This is a genomic window from Enterobacter sp. BWH64 (genome assembly GCF_001037645.1).
Taxonomy (GTDB): Bacteria; Pseudomonadota; Gammaproteobacteria; order Enterobacterales; family Enterobacteriaceae; genus Enterobacter; species Enterobacter hormaechei_C.
In genome coordinates this window covers 2,735,008-2,747,198 of record NZ_KQ089922.1, presented here as the reverse complement: position 1 = coordinate 2,747,198, position 12,191 = coordinate 2,735,008, and the positions used below count along the sequence as shown (strand labels likewise).

Annotated in this window: 10 protein-coding genes; 6 read left to right on the top strand and 4 right to left on the bottom strand. The window is 56.2% G+C overall.

Annotated elements, in window-relative coordinates:
* Positions 1-42: 42 nt before the first annotated feature.
* Positions 43-1,380 carry a TolC family outer membrane protein gene (locus SK50_RS13205; RefSeq protein ID WP_032653510.1) on the bottom strand — a complete coding sequence of 446 codons (1,338 nt, stop codon included), beginning with the start codon at positions 1,378-1,380 and terminating at the stop codon, positions 43-45.
* Positions 1,381-2,112: 732 nt separating this feature from the next.
* Here SK50_RS13205 and SK50_RS13200 point away from each other — a divergent pair.
* Together SK50_RS13200 and SK50_RS13195 are read left to right on the top strand one after the other, a co-directional pair.
* Positions 2,113-2,856, top strand: coding sequence for a DeoR/GlpR family DNA-binding transcription regulator (locus tag SK50_RS13200; protein WP_032653508.1), 744 nt, complete (start codon positions 2,113-2,115; stop codon positions 2,854-2,856).
* A gap of 13 nt (positions 2,857-2,869) precedes the next feature.
* On the top strand, positions 2,870-3,937 hold the full coding sequence (locus SK50_RS13195; RefSeq protein ID WP_023303701.1) for an oxidoreductase: 1,068 nt from the start codon (positions 2,870-2,872) through the stop codon (positions 3,935-3,937).
* A 41-nt stretch (positions 3,938-3,978) separates the two neighbouring features.
* On the opposite strand, the gene cybB is transcribed toward SK50_RS13195, so the two are convergent.
* The 3 genes from cybB to SK50_RS13180 all read right to left on the bottom strand — a co-directional run bounded on the left by cybB (position 3,979) and on the right by SK50_RS13180 (position 7,029).
* On the bottom strand, positions 3,979-4,509 hold the full coding sequence (cybB, locus tag SK50_RS13190; RefSeq protein WP_015570570.1) for a cytochrome b561: 531 nt from the start codon (positions 4,507-4,509) through the stop codon (positions 3,979-3,981).
* 87 nt (positions 4,510-4,596) lie between these two features.
* Complete coding sequence (gene aldA / locus SK50_RS13185; RefSeq protein WP_048229532.1) at positions 4,597-6,036, bottom strand: aldehyde dehydrogenase; 1,440 nt, start codon at positions 6,034-6,036, stop codon at positions 4,597-4,599.
* A gap of 198 nt (positions 6,037-6,234) precedes the next feature.
* Complete coding sequence (locus SK50_RS13180; RefSeq protein WP_017384495.1) at positions 6,235-7,029, bottom strand: YdcF family protein; 795 nt, start codon at positions 7,027-7,029, stop codon at positions 6,235-6,237.
* Between the two features lie 214 nt (positions 7,030-7,243).
* On the opposite strand from SK50_RS13180, the gene SK50_RS13175 reads away from it, so the two are divergent.
* From SK50_RS13175 to SK50_RS13160, 4 genes are all read left to right on the top strand, one after another.
* Positions 7,244-8,896 (top strand): MFS transporter, encoded by a 1,653-nt coding sequence (locus tag SK50_RS13175; RefSeq protein WP_048229530.1) that lies wholly within the window; start codon positions 7,244-7,246, stop codon positions 8,894-8,896.
* Positions 8,897-8,918: 22 nt separating this feature from the next.
* Entirely contained in the window at positions 8,919-10,001 is a 1,083-nt protein-coding gene (locus tag SK50_RS13170; RefSeq protein ID WP_015570574.1) for an HlyD family secretion protein, read from the top strand.
* The gene (locus SK50_RS13165) at positions 9,998-11,377 is read left to right on the top strand and encodes an efflux transporter outer membrane subunit (protein ID WP_048229528.1); all 1,380 of its coding nucleotides are present in this window, start codon (positions 9,998-10,000) and stop codon (positions 11,375-11,377) included. The genes SK50_RS13170 and SK50_RS13165 overlap by 4 nt, the downstream gene beginning before the upstream one ends.
* A 73-nt stretch (positions 11,378-11,450) precedes the next feature.
* On the top strand, positions 11,451-12,110 hold the full coding sequence (locus SK50_RS13160) for an O-methyltransferase (RefSeq protein WP_045345243.1): 660 nt from the start codon (positions 11,451-11,453) through the stop codon (positions 12,108-12,110).
* Positions 12,111-12,191 lie beyond the last annotated feature (81 nt).

Sequence of the window (12,191 nt, the reverse complement as noted above, 5' to 3'; positions counted from 1 at the left end):
ATTATTGTCTGACTTATTTCGCGCAGAAAGGCGCGCCTTTTTTTAACTTAAATCAGGTAATTTCGCGGCAGCGTTTTTCTCTATTCCGATAAGCGGCATGAGATTATCCACCGCGGAGGCGTAATTAATCGCCGCACTCCAGCCATCGTATTCAGCCATTATTTTCGCTGAGGTGGCAGACCAGACATCCTGCTCCACGCTGAGCAGATCGTTAATGCTGCGCTTGCTCAGGGTATATTCATTTTTGTAGACATCGCGGGCGCGCAACGCATTTTCCAGCTGACGCTTCCCGGCTTCCATTCGTCCACGCGCCCCGGTCCAGTCGGCCTGTGCGACGGAGGCTTTTTGCAGGACATCAAAACGGGCCTGATCGACCTGGGACGATGCCATTGCCCTTGCGCCCTCGGCCTGACGGACGCGCGCCGAGACCGCGCCGCCCTGATAAAGCGGTGCGTCAATATTGAGCTGGATCTGATCATCCCAGTACGCGCGATTATCAGACTCATAGCGGGTGCGGCCCCCTTTCAGGCTTAAGGTCGGCCAGTGCTGAGACCTGGCGGTTTCTACGCCGTACTGGGCTGAACGCTCCATGTTCTGCGCGGCCATCACCGTTGGGATCAGTGAATAATCAATCCGATTGAGAGAATCCGGCTCCACGGCCAGACCTCCCGGAACCGGTGAATAGCGTTCAGCCTGTATGCCAGTTAATACCGCCAGCCGCGCGCGGGCGCTGTTCAGGGACGCATTGTACTGCTCTACCGTTGCCTGCATCCCGGCAATACGGGTGCGGGTCTGAAGCTCATCAGAGGTGGAGCTTACGCCAGCATCGGCGCGGAGTTTTGCCAGCTGCTCAACGTTTTTAAGCGCCTGCACATTCTCTTTTGCCGCCTGCAACAGATCGCTGTAGCGTTTTACTTCCACATAGCTGAGGGCCGTTTTTTCCGCGACGGCAGACATCGTGCTCATCAGCTGGTAGCGATAGCTGTCACGCTGAGCTGAAGACTGGCTGATGCTGTTATTGGTCTTGCCAAAATCGTACACCAGCTGCGTCAGGCTCAGGCCCCAGGCTGCGGAATTTCGCAACGAGCCGCTTGAATCGGTGGTCTGGCTGTGACCCGTACTCCCGTTCAGGGCTATTTGTGGCATCCAGCCACTGCGCGCTTCGTCTATTTGTGCCTGGCCGATCCCCAGTTGCGCTGCCTGCTGGCTCACTGAGGGGTCGCGATCGAGAGCGAAAAGAATACTTTCTTTCATCGTCATTGCCGCAACGGGAGATATCCCCGCCTGGCCGTTATTTGCATTAGCCGCAGTCACCACCAACGAAATTAAGGTCAGGGAGGCAGATAGTCTGAGTAACCTGTTATTGCATTTCATCTTCATAATATCCCCCGACTCCAGGTGATAGCCAAATAAATACCCAGGAAGAGGTACAAATAATTCGCCAGAAATCCCTTACTCCTTCTCGATTAATTCGGGTAATAGTTCCCCATACCCATTTCAATTGAGATGAGAGCCGTTCATTCTCTTTTTTTCTTTTAAGAATTTGCTTAAATATTTATTGATTCGCAGCATAACAAAATGTGATATGAGCAACCACACCCGTAATGTTAATGCGGTGTTACAAATAAGAAAAAAGATGGGGTTTCTGGACAAAACGTTATAAAAGGCCTTTCAGATGAAACAAATAAACCCCCTGTAATATAAAGAAAATTCTAAAATGCCCCGGTGTACATTTTTGCGTTAATTTCACCCCGAATCAGACACAAAGATTTTCAAAGAAATGTCAACTTAAGTAATACACCGAATAAAATTGAATTATTTTACTTTAAAAATAAAAACTAATAGATATATGCACTAATTTATAATTACAAATTAGTTAAACATTCTGGTTAGAGCCAATAATCCGGCAGCTTAAGCCAAATTTTCAAGTAAAACATAGCGATAACAACATACCTAAAAGATACATACATGTTTTTGATGACTGATTAATGCAATATCAATAATCACACCATCAAACTGTTTTTGGATAACATCCCGCACCTGTCCCGATTCCCTTTCCTGCAAAATGCTGTAAACTGCGAAGTATTGCGACATTTTGCAGGATACTGCCCCATGCATAAAACCGCCAGACAGAAATATGTGCTTGATATCATTACTGAGCAAGGCCAGGCCAGCATTAACGAGCTGGCAGAGCGATTGCAGGTTTCGGCGGACACCATCCGTCGCGATCTGACCGACCTGGAAAAACAGGGACTGGCACAAAAAAACCATGGCGGCGCCATCGCGCTGAATCTCTCGACGATGACCCGAGTAAGCAGGAATAGCTTGCTCCCTGAAATTAAGCAGCGGCTGGGTAAACAGGTTGCGCAATGCGTGCCTGCGGGCTCGACGCTTTTTCTGGACGCCGGAAGCACACTGCTGGCCGTTGCCGCTTTCCTTCAGGGGCCGCTGACCATCATCACCCCTTCTCTTGATATCGCCCAGCAGGTTAGCGATCGGGAAGATATTGACCTGATCCTGCTCGGTGGAAAGTGGGATCAGAAACAACGCCTGTTTGCCGGAAGCGCCACCCTTTCCCTGCTCTCTCGCTACCGGGCGGATATTGCCATCCTTGGCGCATGCGCCATCCATGCCGAACTCGGATTGAGCGCCAGTCAGGAGGCGGATGCCGAAGTGAAGCGTGCCATGCTGGCCGCAAGCCAGGCGCACTGGGTAGTCGCCGACCATCTAAAACTCAACCAGTGCGAACCGTATCTGGTGTCAGGGTTATCCGAGATTCATCAACTGTTTTTAGATCGTCCCTGGGCAGAGCTCGGGGACCATAGCGCCTTGCAGGTTACCGTTGGCGCGCATTAACGTGGAGAAGGTCATGAATAAAGTGAAGACAATGAATATTGCGCTGATCGGGTATGGTTTTGTAGGTAAGACGTTCCATGCCCCGCTGATCCAGTCCGTCGAAGGCCTGAAGCTGGCGGTGGTCTCATCCCGGGATGAAGAGAAAGTGAAACGCGACCTGCCGGACGTCCTCGTTGTCGCCACGCCGGAAGAGGCCATTCAGCACCCGGATATCGACCTGGTGGTTATCGCCTCCCCTAACGCGACCCATGCGCCGCTGGCCACCCTGGCGCTCAATGCCGGCAAGCATGTGGTAGTGGATAAGCCGTTTACGCTGGATATGCAGGAAGCGCGAGATCTGATTGCGCTTGCGCAAGAAAAACAGCGCCTGCTCTCGGTCTTCCATAACCGCCGCTGGGATAGCGATTTTCTCGGCATTAAGCAGGTGATTGAGCAAGGCCGTATCGGTAAGGTGAAACATTTTGAGTCGCATATCGATCGTTTCCGTCCGGAGGTTCGCGTGCGCTGGAGAGAGCAAAACGTGCCCGGCAGCGGCCTGTGGTTCGACTTAGGCCCGCACATGATTGACCAGACGCTACAGCTTTTTGGTCTGCCGCAGTCGGTACAGGGCAACATCGCCACCCTGCGTGACGGCGCGGAGATTAACGACTGGGCGCACGTGGTGCTGAATTATCCGGAACACAAAGTGGTCCTCCATTGCAGCATGCTGGTGGCGGGTGGCGTTGCCCGCTTTACCGTCCACGGCGATAAGGCCAGCGTGGTGAAAGCGCACATCGATCAGCAGGAAGCCCAGCTGCTGGCAGGCGTCGCTCCGGGTAGCGAAAGCTGGGGTGAAGACAGCGACGCTATGGTGCTGTTTAATGCCCAGGGTGAAGCCAGCGCTATCCCTGCGCCAAAAGGCGACCAGCGGCAGTACTATATAAACGTGCGCGATGCCCTGAACGGCAAGATTGACAACCCGGTCCATCCGGTGGAAGCCCTGGCGGTGATGGCGGTGCTGGAAGCGGCGGTAAAATCTTCGGAAACGGGTTCAACTCAGGAACTGGACTTAACGGCGCAGGAGCGCGCGCAACTGCAATAAGCCGCAAAAAAATGCCCTGCGGGTTCGCAGGGCATTATCGGTTACTGGCGCTTTTTCGGCATCATGCGCAGCAGCGTGTTGTCCTTCCAGAAGTAGTGATGCATCAGCGCGGCAAAGGCGTGCAAACCAATCACGAAGTACCCCAGATTCGCCAGCGTTACGTGCCACTCCTTTAGGGTATCCACCAGGTCAAAATTCCCCTCCGCCGCATGCGGCATCGTCAGGCCAAACGCAAACCAGTCATTTCCCCGGTTATACATCATCACCATACCGATCAGCGGCAGCGCAATGAACAGCAGGTAGATTACCAGATGCCCGAGATGGGACAGCCCGGTGATCATCGCTTTTGGTTTCGGTTGAATAGGCGGAGCCGGGAATTTGAGGCGGATAAGCAGGCGCGCCACCATCAGCACCAGGATGCTGATCCCGCAGGAAACGTGGATCATATTAATAAGCGGACGATCGGTTCTTGGGAACCACCCTCTGAACTCCATGGCGCAATAGGCCATAATGACTAACAGAAAAACCAGCCAGTGAATGCTGATTTGCAGACCCGTATATTTTGTGCGCATGTTGTTTCCCGATAAAGAATCATTATCGCGCCAACATAACCACCTTTCCTGAAAATGTGAACCCCCTCGCATGGAGGGGGCTCCTGATTACGACTGCAAATAGACCACCTGCGTCTGCAAATACTCATTCAGACCGTGTTTGCCATCCGCCCCGCCGATACCGGATTTACGCCAGCCTGCATGGAAGCCCTGCATCGCTTCAAAGTTTTCACGGTTAATGTAGGTCTCGCCGAACTTAAGCCCCTTAATGGCTTTCATGTCGACGTTCAGGTCCTGCGTATAAACAGACGAGGTTAAACCGTAGTCGCTGTCGTTGGCCATTTTCAGCGCCTCTTCCAGGGTGTCGAAAGCCACCACCGGCAGCACCGGGCCAAAGGTCTCTTCGTGCATGATGGTCATATCCTGACGTACGTCCAGCAGCAGCGTTGGGGGATAAAAATACCCTTTGCCTTCTGCCGCTTTACCGCCAAGGACCACCTTAGCCCCCTCCTGCACCGCGCGGGCCACCTTCTGCTCCACGCGCTCCAGCGCGGCGGCGTTGATCAGCGGCCCCATGGCAATATCCGTTCGCTCAGCCGGATTGCCAAACTGGACGGCTTTCATTGCCTCGCCCAGACGATTCACAAAGCGGTCGTAGATCCCCTTCTGGACATAGACACGTTCCGCACAGTTACACACCTGTCCGGTATTGATGACGCGTGAATCCACAATGGCCTTCACGGCCAGCTCGAGGTCGGCATCGTCCATCACGATGGCCGGGGCTTTACCGCCCAGCTCCAGCCCCACTTTGGTGATGTTTTTCGCCGCCGCAGCCATGATCCTTTCACCTGCCCCGACGCTGCCGGTCATGCTGACCATCGCCACTTTCGGGTTCCCGGCCAGCTCCTGTCCGACGGTTTCACCCCGGCCCAGCACCAGGTTAAAGACGCCTTTCGGCAGGCCAATCTCATCGACGATTTTGGCAAACGCAATGGCGTTGTTTGGGGTAAATTCGCTCGGTTTGATAACGATGGTGTTACCGGTGATCAGCGCGGGAGCGAGCTTACGGGCAATCAGGAAGAAGGGAAAGTTCCACGGCAGAATGCCGGTGGTGACGCCCAGGGCACGCTTAAACACCAGAATATTCTCGCCAGGACGGTCACTCTGAATGATTTCCCCTTCATAGCGGCGCGCCCACTCGGCCATATAGTCGATATAGTCAGCGGTAAAGTTCACTTCCACTTCCGCCAGCTGCTGGATCTTGCCGCCTTCGGCCACAATCAGCGCGCTGATTTCACTGACGCGCTCGCGGATCCCGGCGGAAATTTTGCGTAGCCAGCTGGCGCGTTCAATGGCAGGCAGCGCCTCCCAGCCAGCCTGCGCGCGATCTGCCGCGTCAATGGCCTTGCGGGCGTCCTCGGCGCTGCCGTCGGGGATACGGGAAATGACCTCTTCGGTGGCCGGATTGATCACGTCAATCCATGCATCACCCTGCCAGGCAACAAACTGTCCATCAATATACATAGGATGTTGTACGGGTACTGTCATAACCTGCTCCTGTAATCACACTGTTTTTAACAAGTAAACTTAATGTTAAAAACTATAATTACCGGGGCAATTGCCTACTCTATGAGTCTGTTTTTGTGAGATATCTCATAAAAGAAACGGGTCAGCCCGTTTCCAAAATCACAAATCGGCAACACAGGATGCCCGTTTGCGTAAAAGATGGCGCAAACGGGCAGAGCATCACAGCAGGGAACGGCTCACCAGCGCGTCGGTGAGAATGACGTCGTTTCGCAAGATCTGCCACGCGGCGTCCACATCGGCAGGGATATCGACATGGGCAATGAAATCACGTCCCGCCGGACCATAGCCGTTGATGTCGTCCCTGAGTCGCGGAAATTCACCCAGCACCAGCGACAAGTAGCGCTCTACCGGCCATAACCCCTCGACCGGGCCGCTAAACACCAGACCGTCGTCGCTGTTTTGCAGCACGGGCGTCAGGCCGGGATGACTCACCCATGCGGGCGATGCGGCCTCGTCGCGGCAAACGCGGGCAAACGTAGCCATTGTGCGACGCTGCATTGTCGGGTCCTGCACCACCAGCACCCGGGCGGCGTTCAGTCCGGATTGTTTCATCAACGCCCGGCTGAAGCGGGCGTTTTCGCCACAGTTGGTCGACTGATCCTCAACGTGAAGATGCTCGGCCGGAATGTTCCAGAACTCACGGGCGATGTCGGCCAGAATAGCCGCCTCAGCACGTCCGGTGGTGGGTATCCTGTTATAGCGGGGGTGTTTCGCAATCGCGGCGTAGAGGAAGGTCGTCGAGTGACCGATCCCGCCGCTGATGATCAGAGGAACACCCTGTTCAGCCGCGATTTTACAGGCAGCATCAATCGCGGGGATCACCGCATTACCCGCCAGAATCACCAGATCAACGGGCTGGTTGTCCTGATAGTCGTCCTGAGCAAGCCACGCCCCAACGGTATTCACGGCGTCGAGGGTTGTGCCAGGCAGACAGGGAAAAAGTGCCATTGTCATCGTTACCTCCTTACAGCATACAGAGCCTTCGATTATCCCCCTTTCTTTGCGTCATGCTATGGCATGAATGCTGAAAAAACGGGCCGGGATGTGCTCAAAAAGCACTCACATTTGATTAACATGAGAAAATCGTATTCACTTGAATTATGATTTGCGTCAGCCTTAGAATCATTAGCCCGCTCACAATTCAACTTTTTGAAAGGTAAACCCCGTTATGCGCCTGCCCCAACGCGACCCTTATGCTCCTCGCGAGTGGCAGCCACACGAGAAACCCGCCCTGCTGGGTTCCCCTTCCACCCCGGAACATCCAACGTCGAAACGAATCGCCTATGGCGTGGTCGGCCTGCTGGTGTGTCTGACCGGGGCGCTGGGTAACGCGGTCGTCACCGCCAATCTGCAAAATCTGCAAGGCACCTTTGGCGCCTGGTCGACTGAAATCGCCTGGCTCCCCGCCGTCTATGTCATGACCAACGTCTCCATCAACCTGCTGCTGGTAAAATTTCGCCAGCAGTACGGTTTGCGCGCCTTTACGGAAGGCTTCCTGGTGCTGTATGTGCTGGTCACCTTTTTCCACCTGTTTGTGAACGATCTCAGCTCGGCGCTGATGGTACGGGCGGCACACGGGATGGTCGCCGCCGCGCTCAGCTCGCTCGGCATTTATTACCAGATACAGGCCTGGCCCGCGAAGCACCGACTGAAGGCGCTGACCATCGGCATAACCGGGTCGTCGCTGGCGATCCCGCTGGCGCGGCTGTTCTCCACCGAGCTGTTACAGCTTGATGAGTGGCGCGGGCTGTACTTCTTCGAGCTGGGTCTGGCCCTGATCTCCCTGGCCTGCGTGATGGCGCTCAAGCTGCCGCCGGGCGATCGACGCAAGGTCTTCGAGAAGAAAGATTTCATCACCTTCTTTTTGCTTTCGCCCGGCATGGCGCTGCTGTGCGCGGTTCTGTCGTTAGGGCGTCTGGACTGGTGGTTTGAAGCGCCGTGGATCGGCTGGGCGCTGGCTCTCTCGCTGGTGCTGATTGTCTCCGCGATCGTGTTTGAACATAACCGCAACAACCCGCTGCTTAATACCCGTTGGCTCTCCAGCGGCAGCATCGTACGCCTGGGGCTGATTATGCTGCTGATCCGCATCGTACTGGCGGAGCAGAACACGGGCGTCATCGGCTGGCTGCAATATGTAGGCTTACAGAATGAACAGATGACCCATCTGGCGTGGGCTATTTTCGCCGGGATCGTCTGCGGTATCGTCACCAGCTGTCTGACGATTAAGCCCACTAATCTGGCCTGGCCGATTATCACCTCGCTGGCGCTGATGATCGTTGCCTCGCTGCTGGACAGCCAGTCCAACAACCTGACCCGGCCGGATCAGCTTATATTCAGCCAGTTCCTGCTGGGCTTCGGCAGCGCGTTCTTCCTTGCGCCTGCGATGCTGGCCGCCATTGGCGGGGTGATCGCCGATCCGCGCAATCTGGTCAGCTTTTCCGTGATGTTTGGCATGAGTCAGAACCTTGGGGGCCTGCTGGGTTCCGCGATCCTCGGCACCTTCCAGACCTGGCGCGAGAAGTACCATTCCAGCCTGCTGGCTGACCAGCTCACCACCCTTAACCCGCTGGTGAACGAACGCATACAGCTTTACACCCAGATGTACAAAAGCCTGGTTGGCGACAGTTCCCTGCTGGGAACCCAGGCCATTACCCAGCTTCAGTCGGTGACGACGCTTGAGGCGAATATTCTGGCTTACAACGATACTTATCTCCTGACGGCGAGCATTGCCACTGCCACGCTGGTCTGGATTTTATGGCGCTTGCTGCGTCTGCGCATCACCGCCCGTATGGCCCTTAAGAACGCCACTGGCAACAAGTAATGACTATTTTTCAGGAGAAGTTATGAGTCAGCAGGATGCCGCCAAAGAGCAGGCCAACACCCGCAAAAATGTGCGCGTCGTTTCCATTTTCACCGCCGCGGCTATCGGCATTGTCGGGGTACTGGTGATCCTTTATGCCTGGCAGCTGCCCCCGTTCACGCGTCATGCCCAGTTTACCGATAACGCCTACGTGCGCGGCCAGACCACGTTCATCAGTCCCCAGGTAAACGGCTACATTACCGAGGTCCATGTTCAGGATTTCGCGCAGGTTAAAAAAGGCGAGCTGCTGTTGCAGATAGATGACCGCATCTATCGCCAGCGCGTCCATCAGGCCGAGGCGCAGCTGGCAATGAAAATTGCAGCCCTGAATAACAACCTGCAACAGCGCAAAAGCGCGGAAGCGGTGATTGCCAAAAACGAGGCGGCGCTGAAAAACGCCCGTGCCCAAAGTCTGAAAACCCAGGCGGATTTGAAACGCGTGAAAGAGCTGACCGCGGACGGCTCCCTCTCCATTCGCGAGCGCGATTCGGCGCTGGCCAGTGCCGCCCAGGGGAGCGCCGATATCGACCAGGCGAAAGCAACGCTTGAGATGTCGCGTCAGGATTTACAAACGGTCATCGTCAATCGCGGTTCGCTGGAAGCGGACGTTGAGAACGCGAAAGCCGCGCTGGAGCTGGCGCAGATCGATCTGCAAAACACCCGCATTGTCGCGCCGCGTGACGGTCAGCTCGGGCAGATTGCAGTGCGTCTGGGGGCGTACGTCACCGCCGGGACGCACCTTACCACGCTGGTCCCGCCGCAGCACTGGGTGATCGCCAATATCAAAGAGACGCAGCTGGCGAATTTACGCGTCGGACAGCCGGTGAAATTTACCGTCGATGCCTTAAACGATAAAGCCTATCAGGGCCGCGTGGAGAGCATATCCCCGGCCACAGGGGTCGAGTTCAGCGCTATCACCCCGGACAACGCCACGGGCAACTTTGTTAAAATCGCCCAGCGCATCCCGGTACGCATTGAGGTACTCGGTGAGCCGGAGGAGTACCGGCTGCTGCGTCCTGGCATGTCGGTGCAGGTGACCATCGACACGCGGGAGGCGAAACAATGACGCTTCGCCCGATAGCCGGCCTGCTGATAATGACTATCCTGGCGGGATGCCAGTCGGTAGACGTTGAGCCCGCCAAATCGTCCCTGCACATACCGGCCCAGTGGCGCGCGACGTCGGGGCCAGCCAGCCCGACAGAGCAGCTCTGGTGGCGAAATTTTCACGACAGCAATCTGAATCGCTATGTGGATCAGGCGCTGAAGAATAACAGCGACGTGCTGATTGCCCGCGAGCGGATTAACGAGTACCAGGCCCGGGTGTACGCTGCTGACGGCAGCCTGTTCCCGTCGCTTGACGCGGGCGTGACCGGGACGCGCGCGCGCTCGCAGTCCGCCGCCACGGGGCTTCCGGTATACGGTACGTTGTACAAAGGCAGCCTGACCGCCAGCTACGACGTGGATATCTGGGGCGTAAACCGCAGCACCTCCCGTGCCGCTGAAGCGTCGCTGGAGGCACAAAAGGCGGCGGCTGCGGCGGCTGATCTTACCGTCGCATCCTCGGTGGCCTCCGGGTACGTCACCCTGCTGTCGCTGGACGAACAGCTGCGCGTTACCCGGTCCACGCTGAAGTCGCGTGAAGAGGCGTTCAACCTCGCCAAGCGACAGTTTGAGACGGGATACAGCTCTCGCCTTGAGCTGATGAAATCGGATTCTGAGCTGCGCGCCACCCGCGCCCAGGTTCCACTGCTTCAGCACCAGATTGCGCAGCAGGAAAATGCGCTTAGCCTGCTGCTGGGCAGCAACCCGGGTGACGTTGCGCGCGGTGAAAGCTTTGATGCCCTGACGCCGCTGAAACTGCCCTCCCAGCTGCCGTCGACGCTACTGAACCGACGCCCGGATATCGTCCAGGCTGAACGTCAGCTGATTGCGGCGGACGCGACGCTGGCGGCATCGCGCGCCAGCCTGCTGCCGTCGATCAACCTCACGGCCACGGGATCGGTGCAGGATCGCACGCTGTCGGGATTGCTGGATAACCCGCTACAGCTCTGGAGCGTGGGCGGCAGTATTCTTGCGCCGCTGCTGAACCGTCAGGCGCTGAATGCGCAGGTAGATATCTCTCAGTCCCAGCGGAATCAGGCGCTGTATAGCTACGAAAAAACCGTGCGTAACGCGTTTGCTGAGGTGAATGACAGCCTTGATGCCATCACCCGCTATCAGGAACAGCTTACCGAGCTGCTGGCACAGCAGACGGTCGCGCAGGAGACGCTGCGGATTGCGCAAAACCGCTACCGCAACGGATACTCTTCTTATCTGGATGAGCTCGATGCGCAGCGCACGCTGTTCTCGGTGCAGACCAGCGTGGTACAGGTGAAAAACAACCTGCTGCTGGCGCAAATTGATTTGTATAAAGCGCTGGGCGGCGGCTGGAGCAGTGCCTGAAAACATGCCCGGTGGCGCTGCGCTTACCGGGCCTACATTTCGCACCCGACGATACCCTCCAGGGAGTCAATCTATGCAACAACAGTGGTGTTCAGTAGATACTTACATGATTTCTTCGCTTATTCCTGAGGATGAGGTTCTCCAGAGCGTGCTTGAAAACAACAAACGCGCCGGTTTGCCCGAGCACGATGTTGCCGCTAATCAGGGGCAACTGCTGGCGCTGTTTGTCCGCATGACACAGGCGCGTCGAATACTGGAAATCGGTACGCTGGGTGCGTATAGCTCAATCTGGATGGCGCGCGCCCTGCCGCCGGATGGAAAGCTGATTACGCTTGAAGCGGACCCGAAACATGGCGCTGTTGCACGCCAGAACATTCACCTCGCGGGACTCAGCGATCGTATCGAATTGATTGAAGGCCCGGCGCTAAAGTCGCTCGAGAATTTCGGTGACGTCCCTCCCTTCGACCTGATCTTTATTGATGCCGATAAGCCTAACAATCCCGGTTACCTGGAGTGGTCGCTGCACTACTCCCGCCCCGGCACGGTCATTATCGGCGACAACGTGGTACGTGACGGCGAGGTGATTAACGGGCAAAGCGACGATGCACGCGTGCAGGGAGTACGGAAGTTTATCGAGATGACTGGAGATAACCCGCGCTTAACCGCCACTGCGCTGCAAACGGTGGGCATTAAGGGATGGGATGGGTTTACGCTGGCGATGGTGAACGGGTGAACAAAAGCCGGGTGGCGGCTACGCCTTACCCGGCCTACATGTTTTACCGTAGGCCCGGTAAGCGCAGCGCCACCGGGCAAC